The organism is Marinomonas pollencensis, assembly GCF_003387375.1.
Classification (GTDB): Bacteria; Pseudomonadota; Gammaproteobacteria; order Pseudomonadales; family Marinomonadaceae; genus Marinomonas; species Marinomonas pollencensis.
Window position 1 is genome coordinate 247,115 of record NZ_QUNG01000003.1, and the last position, 17,690, is coordinate 264,804.

A 17,690-nucleotide genomic window follows, 5' to 3' on the forward strand; every position below is an offset into this window, starting at 1 on the left:
TTTGTTGGTCTTGTTATTGTTAACCATGACTGGCCAATACCACCCCCACCAGCGCAGCAACCAAAGCATAAGCCAACATTGGAATAATGGTTTTTTTAATGATAAAACCTTCTTTGTTGTTGATGCCTAAAATAGTAGAAACCGCAATAATATTATTAATACACACCATGTTTCCCATCGCAGCGCCGGCGGATTGCAGGGCTAATATTAAGGTGGTCGATAAACCCACTTGCTCTGCGATGCTTTGCTGAATCCCACCAAAGGTGAGATTGGAAACAGTCGCAGACCCTGAGAAGAAACTGCCTAACGCCCCCAGTAAAGCAGCGAACAACGACCAGCTGTTTCCGGTTACGTCTGCAAAGGCGTTAGCAATCAATAAGATAGGCGACTTTTCAGCGCCGAGCATCATCAAGTTCACCATCACCAAAGCCCCCGCTAAAGAGACGAATGGTAACTTTATGCGACGACCGGTCTCAAAAAAGGCTTCCGCAACTTGTCGACCGGTCATCTTCAGCAAGGGAATTGAGATCAATACCACCAGCATAAATGGAATCAAAGCAGGAACATAGAGGGTTTTATAGGACCAACCCACCGAAGTAGATAAGATGTTGTCAAATGAGATAACCAATGACGGGCTGACTCCTAGGTGCCCACCAACAAAGTCCATGCTTAACCAAGCTTGTGTATTGATCAGCAAGCCTTTGATGCCCAGCTGACTTATTCGCGTGACGATCAAGATCACCATCAGCAGTATCAATGGCAACACCGCAATGAGCACCTCTCGAAATGGCGGACTATCCCCTTTCGGCACATCATGCTCAGCAGCATTCAAACCTATGTCAGCTTTTGCCAACACAACACTTAACACCAAGCCAATAGCCCCACCAAGCAACGAAGGAAATTCATAATTCCAGTTCGCCAAGGCGTAATAAGGCAGGGTGCAAGATAGGATACTCAACAAGATAAACACAAGATTGCGACGAATAAGGTGCCAGCTAACGACAAATTTCAGCGCCAACACAGGCACGATAAACGCGGCGAAAAGATTGATTAGAGCGGTCTGGCTCGACACACTCAAGAGCTGTTCAGACGTTAGGTTTAACCCTTCAAAACCAAACCAGATAGGGGTACCAACCGCACCAAATGACACCGGAACCGAATTCATAACCAAGGCAAAGATAGCCACATTTAATGGCGTAAATCCCAAGCCAATCAGCATTGGCGCAGCTATCGCAGCAGGAGTACCAAACCCTGACGCTCCCTCTAGCATAAACGCAAACGCCCAACCGATAATCATCAACTGGGCAACCGCATTGGTACTAATCGAATCCAGCCAACGCCCAATCACTTTTTCCGCACCTGATATGGCCAGTACCCGATTTAACAAGATGGCCCCCGCGATAATAGAAATCGGTGTGAGCACAGACAAGACACCAGAAATCACATTGGCGGCCATTAAACGCCCGGCGGATTGAAAATAGAAAAGCTGAATCACAGCCACTAATAAGGCGGTTATAGGCAGAGCGATATGGGATGGCAGGGCATGCTTCTTGGTCATCATCCAAATCAGAAGCACAATAGGAAATGCCGAAACAAGAGTACTCTCAACGTCCATATTAGATACCTCATTGCATGTTTTCGGATGACACTCAAAAGCATTGCTTGTCTCGGCTATATAACAAAAACGCCACTCGATGAGCCTGTGGCTTTGTACGCTATTTCAGCTTACTACATAGCAAGAAAGGCACCTATGACCTTGATCAGCTTTACGCAGGTTGTGGCATCGCTTGCCTTTCCCGCCTACTACCCTAGTAATGGCAACTTACAATCAAGCTTTGTGCCAATAAAGGCGAAAAACCTCTTACGCACAGACACAATGCAGCCATGACCTTGCTCGATTTACCAGAACGGCACTCAAATCAGTACCACCTCAGCGTTGAATACCGCAGCTTAAGGCTGGACATCGCTGCAAATAGCAATCGGTGCCGGTGCTGGCATTAGTGAGCGCAACAAAGGAGAGAGGAAAATAACGGGAGACTAAGAAGAAGCTTGATAAGCTGATACAAAAAAGGGGAGCGACATACGTCGCTCCCCTTATCTATTTACTATAAATGAGTTAAGCAGACACAGGCTTTCCTGCTGCTCGATTATCCAGATAACCACTAAAACGAGTCAATACAAAGGCAACCAGAACAATAACACCCCCAACCCACGCGGTGTCGATTAGTTGGAACTGATCCACTATGTGGCCACCAATCAATGCGCCCAATGCAATCCCCACATTAAATGCGGCAATATTCAAACCCGATGCAACGTCTACCGCATGAGGAGCTTCGCGCTCTGCAATCTGTACCACGTAAACTTGCAAACCAGGAACATTACCAAAAGCAAAAGCCCCCCAAATCAGAACCGTCACTAATGCCAACCATGGGTACGGGGCAGTAAAGTAGAACAAGAAGAGCACGGCCGCCAAAGCAACAAACAGGTAAGACAAAGCAGAAACCGCACCCATTCGATCTGCCATTTTGCCACCATAGATATTACCCACAGCAACTGACACACCATAGACCAGCATAATCAAGCCAATCGCTGAAGACGGAAAGCCACTCACGGATTCAAGAATGGACGCTAAAAAAGTAAAGGCAACAAAGGTGCCGCCGTAACCGACCGCCGTCATTGCATAAACTAGCAATAGGCGCGGTTTAGCCAATACAGACAACTGTTTAACCAAACTTGCACTGGAAGATTGCTGCAGATTATTTGGCACCAAAATAGCGCTGCCTAGCATAGCAATTAGGCCCAAAGCCGATACGACTAAAAAGGTGGCTCGCCAACCGAAATGCTGGCCAATCCAAGTACCTAATGGCACACCTGTCACCAAGGCGACGGTCAAACCAGTAAACATCAAAGCAATCGCACTGGCTTCTTTTTCTTTCGATACCAAGCGAGTCGCAATGGTTGAACCAATCGAAAAGAACACACCGTGCGCTAAGCCAGTTAATATTCTAGCGGTAATTAATGCTTCATAGCTCGGCGCTACCCAAGCCAACAAGTTACCAAGAATAAACAAGCTCATTAAGCCAATTAACAACCATTTTCGGTTTACATTGCCGGTTAACGCGGTTAACACAGGGGCACCAATGGCCACCCCTAAGGCGTATAAACTAACCAATAAACCGGCACTAGGCAGGCTCACTGACAAATCGTTTGCAATGGTCGGAATCAGGCCGACAATAACAAATTCGGTGGTACCTATAGCAAAGGCGCTAAGCGCCAACGCCCAAAGAGCAAGCGGCATAATAATGCACTCCTATTTAAAAATGAGATTCAAGTTTTGTTGGAGTGGATTATGAAGCCTGTTAATATTTACAAAAACAGCATTAATAACAAATCACCTTTTCACAAATAGCAACAATATATGAGTGAGGCAAGATGAATGGTATACGCTCAAAAACAGAAGACTTAGAAATACTCCTTGCCGTCGCGGATCATGGGGGGTTTTCTGCCGCAGCCAATGCACTAGACATACAAGTCGCCAAGGTTTCCCGTGCTATTTCGCGCCTAGAGCAAGAGCACGCCTGCAGTTTATTTACTCGCACCACTCGAAAAGTCACAGTGACACAGGAAGGTGAGCAATTTATTCGCTCGATTCGTGAGGCGATGAAGCAAATAATGGGCGCTGAATTCGCCCTTACCGAACAAAAAATACGCCCTAGCGGCCGCTTGCGAATCGACGCCGCCAGCCCTTTTGTTCTTCATCAGCTTGTTCCTTTGATCAAACCGTTTCGAATCGCCTATCCAGACATCGAATTAGAGCTGGTATCCAATGACAGCATTATTGATTTGATTGAGAAACGCACCGATCTTGCAATACGCATTGGCAACCTAACAGACTCAGGATTGTATGCCACTCTCCTTGGCCGCAGCCCGCTGTATCTAGTGGCATCGCCTGACTATCTGAGTCAGGCCGGAACCCCGACTCACCAAGAAGAATTAATTCGACACGAGATTATTGGTTTCTCTGATATTGCCAATCTAAACAAACTGCCCAACACGACACCATTCAACCTCCCAGTCACCATCAAAGCCAGCAGTGGAGAAACCATTCGCCAATTATGTTTAGCTGGCAATGGTATCGCCCTACTGTCTCACTTTATGATTGCTAATGATCTTGCTTCTGGTCGCTTAGTGAGTCTGCTTCCCGAAATTATTCAAAGCCCCAATCCACGCGAGCAAGTTCAGGCTGTGTATTACAAACACACCAAGCTATCGTCGCGAATCGAGGCTTTTTTACAATTTATTACGGGTAAATTGAATCTTTAGTGTGTCGCTGAATTAGTCGAGCAAACCATCAAAGTCAGAGGCCTCATGACGCTCCTGCAACTTGGGTCCGTCACCAAAACCTTTATTAACAATGCGCCCGCGCTGCACCGCTGGGCGCGCTTCAATTTGTTTTGCCCAACGCATTAGATTTTTGTAACTGGCTACGTCTAAGAACTCAGCGGCACCATACAAATTACCCAACACTAAATTGCCATACCAAGGCCAAATAGCGATATCTGCAATCGAGTATTCCTCTCCCGCAAAGTATTCATTTTGTGCTAAATGCTGATCAAGTACGTCTAGCTCACGTTTTACTTCCATTGAAAAGCGGTCAATTGGGTACTGCATTTTAAATGGCGCATAAGCATAAAAATGACCAAAACCACCACCTAAATAAGGTGCAGAACCCATCTGCCAAAACAACCAGTTTCGGCATTCTGTTTTCGCTTTAAAATCACTTGGCACTAACGCATTAAATTTCTCTGCCAGATACTGCAAAATAGATCCAGATTCAAACACGCGCGTTGGCGGTGTTGTACTGTGATCCATTAAAGCTGGAATTTTGGAGTTGGGATTGATTTCAACAAAGCCGGAACCAAACTGATCCCCTTCGCCAATATTAATCAAATAAGCATCGTATTCGGCAGCGTCAATGCCCATAGCCAATAGCTCTTCCAACATGATCGTCACTTTTTGACCATTTGGGGTCGCTAGCGAATGCAGTTGAAGCGAGTGCTTACCTACTGGTAAAACCTTTTCATGTGTAGCTCCCGCTGTGGGTCGGTTAGTTCCAGCAAATTTACCTCCGTTACCTGGCTCCCATTGCCACACTTTCGGTGGAACATAATTTGTGTCAGTACTCATACAATCTCCTAAGAATATTTTGCAAACCAAGTAAAAGCCCTTGTGGCTTATGACACAGTCAAGTTAGCTGGTTTGCCAGTCGTATCGGTCGTACGGCATTGCTTACGCTCTTAGCCCAGTCATAGCTAAGATCGCCCATACTGCCAGTGCACGTAAAAAATAATGACACAAAAAATCCTTTGCGCACTAGAGCACAAAGGATTAAAAAAAAGGAAACTCGTGTGCTTATTTCTCAACGAAAGCTCGTTCGATCACGTAATCCCCTGGCACACCAATTTTAGGCGACTCATTAAAGCCTCGCTGATCCAATAAAGCCGAGGTATCTTTAAGCATGTGAGGGCTACCACAAATCATCACGCGGTCGTGCTCTGGGTTTAATGGCGGTAAGCCGATATCATCAAACAATTTACCGCTGGCGATCAGATCCGTTAAACGTCCCTGATTGCGAAACGGCTCACGTGTCACTGTTGGATAATAGATCAGCTTCTCTCTCACCACATCACCAAAGTATTCGTTATTCGGCAATTCGTTTTCAATAAAGTCCGCGTAGGCCAACTCGCTAACCTGACGAACCCCATGAACCAAAATGACTTTTTCATACTCTTCATAGGCTTCAAAATCTTGAATCAGACTTAAAAATGGCGCTAACCCTGTTCCCGTAGACAATAAATATAGGTGTTTACCTGGGTGTAAATCACGTGTCACTAAGGTGCCTGTTGGCTTGCGACTTACCAATATGTCATCACCTGCTTTTAAATGCTGTAAACGTGACGTTAATGGACCATCGGCCACCTTGATACTAAAAAACTCTAAGTGCTCACTGTAATTAGGGCTAGCAATACTGTAGGCACGGATCAATGGTCGTGAGTCAGTTTCAAAGCCAATCATCACAAACTGGCCATTATCAAAACGTAAACTGGGATCTCGCGTCACTTTAAAGCTAAAAAGATTGTCATCCCAATGATGGACACTCAACACTTGTTCTGTTGCAAATGCGCTCATGATTATCCTGCTATAAATCTATAAAAATACTTGGCTGAGAAAAACGACCCTATAGTCGACACCTCAGCGCTGTTGTTGATCATTCTATAAACAGCTATAGTATTTGTTAAGTTGATTGTTTAGATATTATCCATCTATAAAATAGATATAGAGCCTATGAAATTCACTTTAAGACAGCTTGAGATCTTTGTTGCCATATCCCGTACCGGCAGCGTATCGCGAGCTGCTAGCACCTTATTTCTCTCCCAATCAGCCACCAGCACCGCCTTGGGCGAACTGGAACGCCAATACGATGCTCAATTGTTTGATCGCGCCGGAAAATCACTCAAGATCAATGAAATGGGACGCCAAATTCTGCCTTTAGCGGTCGAGTTGTTAGATCGAGCCGAAGACATTAACAACACCCTCAAAGGCCACCAAGGCTACGGTCTAATGAAAATCGGCGCGACACTCACCATAGGCAACTACTTGGCAACACTACTGGTCGCAGAGTTCTTGCATTTACACCCGGATAGCCAGATTAAGCTTGAAGTCCACAATACCAGCGCAATTATCCAGCAAATCAGTAACTACGAGCTGGACATTGGGCTAATCGAAGGTGCTTGCCACCATCCAGACATTGAAGTGGAAAAGTGGATGGCGGATGAACTGGTGGTATTCTGCTCCCCAGAAAACCCTTTAGCGAAAGCGCAAAATATCAGCATGGAAACTCTGATTAAAACCCCTTGGATTCTTAGAGAAAGCGGCTCAGGGACACGAGAGACCTTTGATCACGCCTTTCATCACTATCATGCTCAATTGAACATTCGTCTAGAACTAGAACATACCGAAGCCATTAAGCGCGCGGTTGAATCGGGTCTGGGAATTGGCTGTATTTCACGCCTTGCGCTAAAAGACGCGTTTCGGCGCGGCAGCCTAGTACCGATAGAAACGCCGGACTTGGACCTAAAACGCTACTTTTATTTCCTTTGGCATAAGAAAAAATATCAGACTCCCAGCATTAGAGAGTTTTTATCTTTATGTCGCGCTATTAGCGAAGGTGTAGAACGCAGCGATCAAGTCAGCCTGTCTCAAATTAACCAGCACGAATCCAACCAGGCATAAATGTATGCTTTGCGACCCTTATCAGTAATTTTTTCAGACGCCATAAAGAAACTTCAAGCTTAAGCAAACTATTCAGCCGCTGTCTATTTTTAACAGCACAGCACCACGACCTAGTTTCTGAAATTACAGCGCTTGTTATGAGAAGAATATGACAGTTTTGTCAGCTTCCTTTCCTAAAAAGGGCAGCAAAAAGGAGATAAACAAAACCAAATAAGACTGGCATACGCCTTGTTAGTTACTCCGATGAAGCGTTTGTTCGCTTCGTCATTTTAGAAATTAACTGAGGAGTAAGCACATGAAGAACTTCATTCCCGCACTCGTGACCAGTGTCGCATTAGTTTCTTTCAGTACGATCGCAATCGCAAACGACACACTCAGCAACAGCCACGGATTTTATATTGGCGGCAACTATGGCTATTTAAAACTTGATGGTGATGATGATTTTGAGCAAGACGATGACCACGACATCAAGCAAGGTGTGATCGGTTATCGCATTAATCAGTACCTAGCATTAGAGGGAAGTTATATCGACTTTGGCCGCTATGGCAATGGGGTAACAAGCGCTAAAACAGACGGCTATACCGCCGCCATCAAAGGCACCATTCCGCTCACTGACCGTGTCGAACTGTTCGCAAAAGCAGGTCAGCTCTGGTATTCCACAGATTATTCTGTTGCTTCCTATAGCGACAGCACAGACGACACCGGGGTATTCGCTGGTGCTGGGGTAGGCTTTAAAGTCACGGAGAATTTTTTGCTGAACGCTCAGTACACCTGGTATGACGTTGATCTAGATGCGAAAAGTGCTACCGACAGCACGAGCACTAATACCAATACAGACTTTAACCAAGCCAGTGTTGGTGCAGAATACCGCTTCTAAGCACTGACGGCTCGACAAGACAATGCTTGTCGAGCCTCTTTTAGAGCGCCGCGACCATCAAGCTAATTTTGGGGCATCAAAGTCTTCAGGTTCATCTGAGTAGACGCACACATTCCAGTCTTCAATTAAGCCATCACTAGACAGGCACTGGCTCTCAAAAAATGCCGCCAATTCACTGCGCTGATTATGCGCTTCAAATGACTTCATATCTTGCCAAATTTCATTGAAAACAATAGGAAAGCTGGTACCAGTTGCCGCTGGACTGGCGATTTGTCGCGTTAAACGATATTGGATACAACCGTCTTCTCGTAGCGTGTTGGCTTCAAGTCCCTGTAATAATTTGAAGGCGGCCTTTTCCTGACCCGCTTTTGGTAAAAACTGCGCAATGCAATACACTTTACTCGACATAATGACATCCTTTCAGAAAATAAAAAACGCTTAAGCTGCTGTTGAAAAGCCGTATGACCATAGCTAATCCACTAGGGAGTGACAAGTTCCTGTGAGCCATTTTCTTCTATTGTCTTCTTTGTGTAGCAAAATGCGAAAGCTCATTAGCTTCTTCCTTTCTGTTAATCCTCTGATTAATATCGATGATTATTATTACAAGGTAGCCTAGTTATGAACCCTATTATTGAAGCCCAACTCGCCCACAAATCGATTCGAAAATATCTAGATAAAAGCATCGAACCCGAACTTTTACACCAGCTTATCCACAGTGCACAAGGGGCAGCTTCATCCAGTTTTATTCAAGCCTATTCATTGGTTCAGGTAACAAACACAGAAAACCGTAAGAAAATTGCCACCTTGGCTGGCGGTCAGAATTGGGTAGAAGACGCCCCTGAATTTCTGGTAATTTGCGCCGACCTAAGCCGAGTAGAATATGCCTGTGTAGAGCAAGGGCTTGGCAAATTAGAAGGCCACACCGAGCATTTTTTAACCGCCACCGTCGATGCCGCCCTAATGGCGCAAAACCTAATGTTAGCAGCAGAATCTGTTGGCCTTGGCGCTGTCTTTATCGGCGGCATTCGCAACGACCCAGCCCAAGTGTCTGAACTCCTTTCCCTACCGGAACAAGTCTACCCTGTGTTTGGTATTTGTCTTGGCTACCCTGATGCGGAACCGGATGTTAAGCCGCGCCTACCTGTTGATGTTGTATTGCATACGGAGCGTTACGATGCGTCTCGCTGTGCAACCGATGTCAAAGCCTATGATGCGCAAATGGAAACCTACTACCAAAGCCGTGGCAATAATCAAAAAGCCAGTAACTGGTCAGAACAAACGGCGGCCGCCGTGCAGAGAAAGAAACGCGAACACATGCTTGGCTTTTTACAAGAACGCGGTTTTCTAAATAAATAAGTTCGCTTAAAGACAGGTTACAAGCTTTGTATTAAATCCTGAAAAGCGTGATTAAGAGTCACGCTTCTCACCTTGCCGCTGATAACAGTCAATTCAATTCGCTAATCTGCGCCTAGCCATTTTCCAGCAAACTAACCTAACTGGTATTTTGGCGCCAATGCACTAAGTAAGGCACTTTCTTCACCTGCAATCGACTTCGCTAGAAGCTCTGCGGTTGTCGGCCCCAATGTAAAACCTTGATGCCCATGACCAAAATTAAACCATAAGCCCTTATGTTTTGGCGCCGCTCCCACCAAGGGCAACATGCCTGGCATACAAGGACGAGTTCCTACCCATTGAGGCTCAATCACCCTGCCTCCTAGGGGAAGTATGTCACTTAACGCCTTAGCACCACGATCCAACTGACGTGTATCAAGTGGCGCCGTCATTGGTACTAACGCTGCCCCGCTTGTCACCCTAAGACCAGATGTCATCGCTGAAGCAACCACGCCATTTTCCACATCCATTAACGGCCGCGTTAGCGCCGTGGGTGAGGTAAAATGCCCATGATAACCACGTTTATAAATCATCGGAATATAATAACCAAAGCGCTTCAATAGCTCTGGTGACCAAGGCCCAAGTGCGATCACCACCTGCTCGGCACTCAATTCCCCTGCTTCAGTCATGACTCGCCAGCCGGTTGCGCTTTGCTGCAAACTATTCGCCTCACCAAAAACAAAGCGCCCACCACGAGACACAAACAAGTCCGCGTATGCTTTCGTCAAATCACCCGGCGATCGACAGCTCCAATTCTGCTCAAAATTAACCACTCCTACCGGATCGGACTGCAACATAGGCTCTTCTACACGGTAATCTTTGCCCTCAATAATGCGAGATATAACACCATATTCCTTAGTCAGAAAAGTGGCTTTTTGTGTGGCGTCATCAAACGCCTCTGCCGTTCGATAGAACATAGCAAAGCCATTGCGTTGAATTAAATGCTCTGCACTGGCATCACAAATCCAAACTTCATGATCTGTAGTTGAGCGTGAAGTAAGCTGAGAATAAACATGAGCAATTTTGCTATGCCGAGCGGCGGAAGATTGTCGAAAGTAAGACAGCAGAGCCGGCGCCATTTGCAGCAATCCATCTAACCGCCAGGTTACATCATTGCCCCTCTCAAAGGCATAATTCAGCAAGCTCATAAAATGTCTTGGCAAGGCATGAGGCTCTGCCGCTTCAGCTTGAATGATGCCAGCATTGCCATAACTGGTTTCACAGCCAGCCTCAATACGGTCCACAAGTGTCACGGTATGGCCCGCCGCCTGTAGCGCAAGCGCACTACTAACACCCACCATCCCTGCGCCTAACACCAAAAATTCAGCCATACCTTCTCCTTAACGATCCATTTAAAACGCTATTAAAAAACACCAATTGTCTATACATGTATTAATGATGTATTTTTGATGGTAAATTATTCCCGCAAGTAAAAAAGAGCGGTTAATAGAGACTATTGCCTCTAAAAACACTAACTCTCTTATTGTCACTTGTTGGTTCAACAATAAAAACAAACATAAATACAAGTTGTATATACATATTGGCGTAATTCTTGCCTTTACGATAGCAACTAAAACCAAAAGGGACGACCCCCATGAACTCAAGCAACACTCAAACGACAAACAAAGGGCTTGCTGCTGCAAAGCTCATCTTATTTAGCGTCATTGGTTTCCTGTTCTTTTTTATGCCGATTACTCTAAACGGTAAAAGTACTATACCACTGGATCACATCGTCTCTTGGCTGCGTTCCGATTTCGCTTACAGTATCCAAGTCTATGCCCTGATCGTGATCATCGCTGGGGGAATCTATCCTTTTTGGAAAGGGACATGGCACACCAGCACCACTAATAAAGTACTGTCCGTATTCAAAGTCCTTGGCGTAATGACTGCGTTAATGGCTTTCTTTTCTGTCGGCCCCGCTTTCTTATTTGAAAAAGACATGCTGCCCTTCTTATTCTCAAAACTGGTTGTACCGGTTGGATTAATTGTGCCGCTTGGTGCTATTTTCTTAGCGTTTTTAATCAGTTACGGTCTTTTAGAATTAGCAGGCATCCTTCTACAGCCGATTATGAAGCCCATTTTTAAAACCCCAGGTAAATCCGCCATTGACGCAGTTGCCTCCTTTGTTGGCAGCTATTCTGTTGGCTTATTAATCACCAACAAGGTGTACAAATCAGGACAGTATTCCGCTAAAGAAGCTGCGATTATTGCGACTGGGTTCTCTACTGTGTCTGCTACCTTTATGGTTATCGTTGCGAAAACGTTAGGCTTGATGGAAGTATGGAATCTATTTTTCTGGAGCACCCTACTCATCACCTTTATCGTGACTGCCATTACCGTTCGCTTGCCACCATTACGCAGTATGAACAATGAAAAAGCCGTTACAGACGTAGACGAAATGAAAGGCTCTCGCATTCAACATGCACTAAAAGAGGGCTTATCCGTTGCCTCTCAAGCTGAACCACTAACTAAAAGCATCATCCAAAACACCAAAGACGGCATGTTAATGGCAATGAGTATTTTGCCTTCCATTATGTCGGTGGGGTTACTTGGCTTGTTGTTAGCTAAATACACACCGATTTTCGATTGGGTTGGTTATCTTTTCTACCCATTTGCATGGGTATTGCAGTTACCAGACCCAATGCTGGTTGCCAAAGCCTCTGCAACAGGTCTAGCTGAAATGTTTCTTCCGGCATTGATCGCGGCCAAAAGTATGTTCGTAACCAAGTTCGTTATTGGCGTAATTTCCATTTCATCGATTCTCTTTTTCTCGGCGTCTATCCCTTGTATTTTGTCGACTCAAATCCCTATTTCAATCCGACAAATACTGGTTGTTTGGTACATACGTACCCTGCTCACCATGGCCATCGCGACCCCTGTTGCCTTCTGGGCTGCCAGCGTATAACCAGGTTAGCAGCGCTCAATAGTAAAAAGCCAACCCGCTAGGTTGGCTTTTCTTACTGCTCTTATCACTTATAGCCCATACCACCACTTAACCATACTGCTCGGCAAGCATTCGTAAACGGCTTTTAAATTCAGAGCGATCCACATAACAGCCATGTAAGTGTCGACGACCACCTTTGTCTTCAAACTGGTTACGCCCGTGTAGCACACGGCGGTTATCAAACACGACCATTTGACCCGCTTGCAGTTTAATTTCGATTTTAAAACGCTCGTCACGTAACCGCGCCATCAGGTTGCGATAAGCAAGGTAATAGTCGTGCATTACATCAACAGGTAGGTCCAACACTGAAGCTAAGTGTGCATTGTATTTAACTTCAATAATATTGCCGAAATCATCCACATTAATCACGCTATGATGCTGACGAATATCATGTTCTTTATCATGAAATCGAAACGGCACAACCTGTTCTGACAAGAGGGCGAAGTGATCTGGACATTGCTCACGTAACTCTTCAGCGACTCGTAAGCCATCCACAAAAGTCGACTCTCCTCCTTCGCATTCATTGGCGAGGCAATGTAAAAATTGATAGCCAGGTGGTGTCTCTTGATTAGGCAGATCCGTGTGCAGCGGCAGTGAAATTGAGGTATAGGCTAGGTTAATAGGGGATGCGACAGACACCACATCAAAAGTGGTGCCGAAATTCGTTTGACGTAAATAGTCCACTCGAGTTGCTAACGTTACCGTGGATTCCACGGTATCAGGCATGCCCTCTACAATCGTCAAGCCAAATTTGTCTAATGCTGCCATCCATTGATAAAGCGCCTTGTTATCGTCAACCACTGACTGATAATCCGCCCGCGGAATGCGCTGAATAAATGACGAGTCCCAGCTTTGATAACTGCTTGTATGCCTTGCTCTATCAGTACGAGAATAATCATGTTGATGCAACCAAGTCTGGCTAAATGAACTCTTGTGCCCTCCTTCGGACCAAATAATGTCCAAATTTGTTTCATTAATCTGAACCTGCAATGGGTAAATTTCTTCGCTCACACTCAATAAGTCAAAATCCCGTTCTTGGGTATCAGGGTGAAACGCCGTAGAACAATTATCTCGTAACCAAAGGTAATGATATTGCGACTCTGATCCGTCACTCCACACCACCATTAGACTATGCTCGGCTTGCACCACAGAGGAAATGCTTCTGTTGTTAAGACAGCGACCTGAATGGCTAATATTGGTGGTCATGGTGTACTCCTAAGGCAAAACGCATCAACTAAATTCACCAAACCATGCTAGATCTATTGTATATTTTATTCAAACAACATATTTTCACAAAGTTAATAAGTAATTGTGATGGGTAAGATGAAAACAGACCTTCCCCCTATGAATTGGGTAAGAACGTTTGAAGTTGCAGCTCGCTTGCTCAACTTCAGCGCTGCGGCACGTGAACTCAACATGACTCAATCCGCCGTAAGCCAGCAAATTAAATTGCTAGAACACCATTTAGGTGAGCCTTTATTTGTGCGTAAACACAAAAAAGTCAGCCTCACGAATAGCGGGCTTGCATATCTTCCTGTTGTGCAGGGTATATTGAATAATTTACAACGCAAAACGGCGGATATCTTCTCACCAGTAGGTGAAGGCCGCTTAGTCTTGAATGTAAATTACGCCTTTTCATCCCTTTGGTTAAGCCAGCATATTAATACGTTCTGCGCCCGATACCCTGGTATCAGATTGCAATTGATACACTCCAATTGGGAAAGAGAATTTTCAGAAAGTCGTTATGATTTATCCATCATGAATGGCAATGGCCGTTGGCCTGGGTTAAGCCTAGAGCCTCTACTGAAAGCTGAAGTGAAGGCGTTTTGTTCCCCTCAGGTGGCCCATTTAGTTCACACCCCCAAAGACTTTCTTGCCTTGCCGCTTATCGACATTATGGGGAGTAGCCATTCTTGGTCCCTATGGTTTGAGCGAATGGGCGTTGATATGAGCGACGCTAACGTAATTTGCCATAAAGTAGATACTCTAGCGGCGGCTTACCAAATGGTTAAATGCGGACTCGGGGTGATGCTCGCTTACCCTGATTTCATTGCTCAAGAAGAGCCAGATAAAAGGCTAATCGCCCCTATTGAAGAGGCCTTGCCAAGCGAAGACAATTACTTTCTTGCTTTCCCTGAAGGCAAGCCCCTGTCTAAATCTGCAATGGTGTTTCGTGATTGGCTATTTACTGAACTGGGCAAAGTAACACCTCCTAATCATCATTAACGAGGCGCTTTATTTCCTTTTGGTTTCTTCCAAAATACTGGCGTCGATCACCCCGTTCGCCACAAGTTTTGTCAGCACTGCTTGAGTGCGCTCACGAAATAAATCGCGTAACAGACGAACCGTAGGGGTAATGGTCTGGCGACTAGAACAAATCAGCCAAAGCTCACCTTGAGGTACTTTATAGTCTTGCATTAGAGGCACTAATCGACCTGACAGCAAGTCATTTGCAATGTCCAAAGAGGATTTGATTGCCACGCCTTTTCCCGCCACACACCAGCGTCTCACTAGGTCACCATCATTAGCGGCACAATAGGCTTTCGGCTTCACTTTATAGCTTCGTTCATCGTCAAAAAAACGCCATGTATCATTGAGGATTTCTTGCAGCTGGTAGAATAATCCCTTGTGACTCAGTAGATCTTTTGGCTGCTGAGGCATCTCATTTTGATCAATATAACTAGGGCTAGCCACCAGCAAGCGCGGTACATTACAGATTTTAAAACCATATAAATTTGAATCAGCTGGCGGCCCATAGCGCAGCGCCATATCCAGTGCATCACGATAAAAATCGATATTACTGTCACTAATATGAACACGGCACGTCACTTCTGGATGCTGCGTCATAAAATCATCGATCCAAGGTACCGCTAAATTTCTACCAAAATCGGACGACACAGCAATACGGATCTCCCCATTAATTACATCAAGATCGTTATGAATGGTTTGTTTTGCTTGCTCAAGTAACGATAAAGCCTCCGCACATTGTGGCAGATAGCGCTCACCCGCCGACGATAAACGTAAATGCCTAGTGGTACGCACAAACAACTCGACGCCCAACGCCGTTTCGATTCGCTTAACCGCCGCGCTGGCGGTCGCCATTTGCATATCAAGATGCCTAGCCGCTGCGGTAATGCTACGAAACTCTGCCACATTCAGCACTACTCGAAGATCTTCAAGCTGCATAATTCAACCTTTTCCATAAAAATGTCATGAAAGTATTATCAAATAAGAATTGATAATAATTCAACAAAAACCCTGTTTTCCATTTGTTGAAGAAGCGTTAGTATGGCGCCATCTTATTTGGCCACACTGCCAAGTTGCTTATATTTTTACGGAGACCTAAATGTCTAACCCAATTATTTCTGAACTAGAAAAACGCTACACAGTAAAACACTACGATGCCTCTAAACGTATTTCTCAAGCAGATCTAGAAGTGATTTACGAAGCGATTCGTCTTTCTCCATCTTCTATCAACTCACAACCTTGGAAATTCATTGTGATTGAGAGCGATGAAGCAAAACAACGCTTCCATGACACGTTTGCCAATAAATTCCAGTTCAACCAAAAACACGCTAAAGCAGCATCACACACCATCCTTTTTGCGCAGAAAAAACAGTACACACGTGATGATTATGCAAAAGTAATTGATGCGGATATTAAAATTGGCCGTACTAAAGCAGAAAACAAAGAACAAGCGTTTGGCGCTTTCGGTTTCGTTGATATGAATACCGATGAGAACGGCATCAATGCACCATGGACAAAAGCACAAACTTACATCGCGCTTGGCAACGCAATGACAGTGCTTGCTCGTATGGGCATCGATTCAACCCCTATGGAAGGCATTGATCACGAGCTTATCAGTGAATTGTTCCCAGAGCTTGAAGGCTACCAATGCGACGTAGCGCTAGCAATGGGCTATCACGATGCAGCGGAAGACTATAATGCCGCATTACCAAAATCTCGCCTTGCTCTTGAAGACATCCTAACGGTACTGTAATACGCTTTAGCCTAACGTAGAACAAGACAAGATTTGAAAAAAGAGCAGCCACCAGCGTGGTCTGCTCTTTTTTATGCCAATGCCACCCTTGCGTATAGCCTATTCGAGACTCTAATTTTGGCCCTGGATGGCAGTGGACGGTATAACAATCAAGCTTGAGACTTTATTGCGGCCACTTTCTTTGGCTTGATAAAGAAGATCATCCGCTTGTGCAATTAAGTCTCTCGTTTCCAATATTCGGTTTGGGGTCATTTCGACCAGACCTATGCTGGCCGTCATGTAAGGCACAATCGGCGAACGCTCATTTGGTATTCTTAGCTGACGTATCTCTTCTAGTAAAGCTTGAGACAGTGATTGAGCTTCCAATAAAGTCGTATAACTCCAAATAACCGCAAACTCTTCCCCACCATAACGCGCACAGACATCTCCGGTTCGCCGGGCAAAGTTTTTTAATAATGCACTCACGGCAATTAAGCAGTCATCCCCTGTTTGATGACCATAAGTATCATTAAGTAATTTGAAGTGGTCTAGGTCAATCACCGCTAGGCTAATAGGTTGCTTTACTGATAAACATTGCAGCCATTGCTCGTTTAAAATTTCATCGAACGCTCGGCGGTTATAAATATTGGTCAAACCATCTCGACGCGCCAATTTCTCTACCGCTTTTTCAGCCAGCTTTCTTTCGGTGACATCCTGATGAGAAATCACAAAAAAGTGCTCTTTGTTAAGGGAAAAAGGCGAGACTCGCATAATGAACCAGCGCTGCTCATTATCACTATGGCAAGGGTACTCTAAATTGAAATACGCCTCTGTTTGATCAATTACGCTTTTAATTCCAGCCCCAGCCAAAGCCCCAAACTCATCGCCAGCTAACGCAGCCCCATCACAAACAGAAAGGTAATTCACCTGGCTCCAATCTTGCGCGGCTGCACACTCATTATCTGAGCCAAACTGAGACCAGCTATGATTTACAAATCGAATGTCACCCAACTCATCAATGACCGCAATACTCTCTGCAATTGAGTCTAAGATTAATCTCAAAAAATCGTTTGAATCTTCCACTCACAGTTCCTTTATTCCACAAAATGGCATTATTAATCAACGCGGTCTTATACGATTCTAGTGCAAACTCTGACAGGCGCTCAGTGCAGCGTTGGATCACTTTAAGCACTATCTCAGAGGCC

Annotated in this window: 17 protein-coding genes; 8 read left to right on the forward strand and 9 right to left on the reverse strand. The window is 45.1% G+C overall.

Translation table 11 applies throughout. The features are described from left to right. Window positions 1–19: 19 nt before the first annotated feature. Complete coding sequence (locus DFP81_RS06275) at window positions 20–1,615, reverse strand: L-lactate permease (RefSeq protein ID WP_115896902.1); 1,596 nt, start codon at window positions 1,613–1,615, stop codon at window positions 20–22. 27 nt (window positions 1,616–1,642) lie between these two features. Here DFP81_RS06275 and DFP81_RS06280 point away from each other — a divergent pair, with 27 nt between their 5' ends. Then, window positions 1,643–1,888 carry a hypothetical protein gene (locus DFP81_RS06280; protein WP_115896903.1) on the forward strand — a complete coding sequence of 82 codons (246 nt, stop codon included), beginning with the start codon at window positions 1,643–1,645 and terminating at the stop codon, window positions 1,886–1,888. Between the two features lie 228 nt (window positions 1,889–2,116). Here DFP81_RS06280 and DFP81_RS06285 read toward each other — a convergent pair whose 3' ends face one another. Beyond that, complete coding sequence (locus DFP81_RS06285) at window positions 2,117–3,298, reverse strand: MFS transporter (protein WP_115896904.1); 1,182 nt, start codon at window positions 3,296–3,298, stop codon at window positions 2,117–2,119. Between the two features lie 134 nt (window positions 3,299–3,432). Here DFP81_RS06285 and DFP81_RS06290 point away from each other — a divergent pair, with 134 nt between their 5' ends. Beyond that, window positions 3,433–4,323 (forward strand): LysR family transcriptional regulator, encoded by an 891-nt coding sequence (locus tag DFP81_RS06290; protein ID WP_115896905.1) that lies wholly within the window; start codon window positions 3,433–3,435, stop codon window positions 4,321–4,323. 12 nt (window positions 4,324–4,335) lie between these two features. On the opposite strand, the gene yghU is transcribed toward DFP81_RS06290, so the two are convergent. Together yghU and DFP81_RS06300 are read right to left on the reverse strand one after the other, a co-directional pair. Beyond that, on the reverse strand, window positions 4,336–5,187 hold the full coding sequence (gene yghU / locus DFP81_RS06295; protein ID WP_115896906.1) for a glutathione-dependent disulfide-bond oxidoreductase: 852 nt from the start codon (window positions 5,185–5,187) through the stop codon (window positions 4,336–4,338). A 225-nt stretch (window positions 5,188–5,412) separates the two neighbouring features. Further along, window positions 5,413–6,189 (reverse strand): ferredoxin--NADP reductase, encoded by a 777-nt coding sequence (locus DFP81_RS06300; RefSeq protein ID WP_115896907.1) that lies wholly within the window; start codon window positions 6,187–6,189, stop codon window positions 5,413–5,415. A 156-nt stretch (window positions 6,190–6,345) separates the two neighbouring features. Here DFP81_RS06300 and DFP81_RS06305 point away from each other — a divergent pair, with 156 nt between their 5' ends. After that, window positions 6,346–7,293: a LysR family transcriptional regulator gene (locus DFP81_RS06305; RefSeq protein ID WP_115896908.1), complete on the forward strand. Its 948-nt coding sequence runs from the start codon at window positions 6,346–6,348 to the stop codon at window positions 7,291–7,293. A gap of 295 nt (window positions 7,294–7,588) precedes the next feature. Further along, window positions 7,589–8,170, forward strand: coding sequence for a porin family protein (locus DFP81_RS06310; RefSeq protein ID WP_115896909.1), 582 nt, complete (start codon window positions 7,589–7,591; stop codon window positions 8,168–8,170). A gap of 57 nt (window positions 8,171–8,227) precedes the next feature. On the opposite strand, the gene DFP81_RS06315 is transcribed toward DFP81_RS06310, so the two are convergent. Then, window positions 8,228–8,578, reverse strand: a complete 351-nt coding sequence (locus tag DFP81_RS06315) for a putative quinol monooxygenase (protein ID WP_115896910.1) — start codon at window positions 8,576–8,578, stop codon at window positions 8,228–8,230. Window positions 8,579–8,788: 210 nt separating this feature from the next. On the opposite strand from DFP81_RS06315, the gene nfsA reads away from it, so the two are divergent. Further along, window positions 8,789–9,526: an oxygen-insensitive NADPH nitroreductase gene (gene nfsA, locus DFP81_RS06320; protein WP_115896911.1), complete on the forward strand. Its 738-nt coding sequence runs from the start codon at window positions 8,789–8,791 to the stop codon at window positions 9,524–9,526. Between the two features lie 131 nt (window positions 9,527–9,657). Here nfsA and DFP81_RS06325 read toward each other — a convergent pair whose 3' ends face one another. Next, window positions 9,658–10,893, reverse strand: coding sequence for an NAD(P)/FAD-dependent oxidoreductase (locus tag DFP81_RS06325; RefSeq protein ID WP_115896912.1), 1,236 nt, complete (start codon window positions 10,891–10,893; stop codon window positions 9,658–9,660). A gap of 263 nt (window positions 10,894–11,156) precedes the next feature. Here DFP81_RS06325 and DFP81_RS06330 point away from each other — a divergent pair, with 263 nt between their 5' ends. Then, window positions 11,157–12,467, forward strand: coding sequence for a YjiH family protein (locus DFP81_RS06330; RefSeq protein WP_115896913.1), 1,311 nt, complete (start codon window positions 11,157–11,159; stop codon window positions 12,465–12,467). A gap of 87 nt (window positions 12,468–12,554) precedes the next feature. On the opposite strand, the gene DFP81_RS06335 is transcribed toward DFP81_RS06330, so the two are convergent. Further along, window positions 12,555–13,712, reverse strand: coding sequence for a TauD/TfdA family dioxygenase (locus DFP81_RS06335; RefSeq protein ID WP_115896914.1), 1,158 nt, complete (start codon window positions 13,710–13,712; stop codon window positions 12,555–12,557). A gap of 108 nt (window positions 13,713–13,820) precedes the next feature. On the opposite strand from DFP81_RS06335, the gene DFP81_RS06340 reads away from it, so the two are divergent. Then, the gene (locus DFP81_RS06340; protein WP_115896915.1) at window positions 13,821–14,732 is read left to right on the forward strand and encodes a LysR substrate-binding domain-containing protein; all 912 of its coding nucleotides are present in this window, start codon (window positions 13,821–13,823) and stop codon (window positions 14,730–14,732) included. Between the two features lie 9 nt (window positions 14,733–14,741). Here the strand turns inward: DFP81_RS06340 and DFP81_RS06345 are convergent, their stop codons facing one another. Then, complete coding sequence (locus DFP81_RS06345) at window positions 14,742–15,692, reverse strand: LysR family transcriptional regulator (RefSeq protein WP_115896916.1); 951 nt, start codon at window positions 15,690–15,692, stop codon at window positions 14,742–14,744. A gap of 160 nt (window positions 15,693–15,852) precedes the next feature. Here DFP81_RS06345 and DFP81_RS06350 point away from each other — a divergent pair, with 160 nt between their 5' ends. Next, on the forward strand, window positions 15,853–16,506 hold the full coding sequence (locus tag DFP81_RS06350) for a nitroreductase family protein (protein ID WP_115896917.1): 654 nt from the start codon (window positions 15,853–15,855) through the stop codon (window positions 16,504–16,506). A gap of 111 nt (window positions 16,507–16,617) precedes the next feature. Here the strand turns inward: DFP81_RS06350 and DFP81_RS06355 are convergent, their stop codons facing one another. Further along, window positions 16,618–17,568 (reverse strand): sensor domain-containing diguanylate cyclase, encoded by a 951-nt coding sequence (locus DFP81_RS06355; RefSeq protein WP_115896918.1) that lies wholly within the window; start codon window positions 17,566–17,568, stop codon window positions 16,618–16,620. Between the last annotated feature and the right edge of the window lie 122 nt (window positions 17,569–17,690).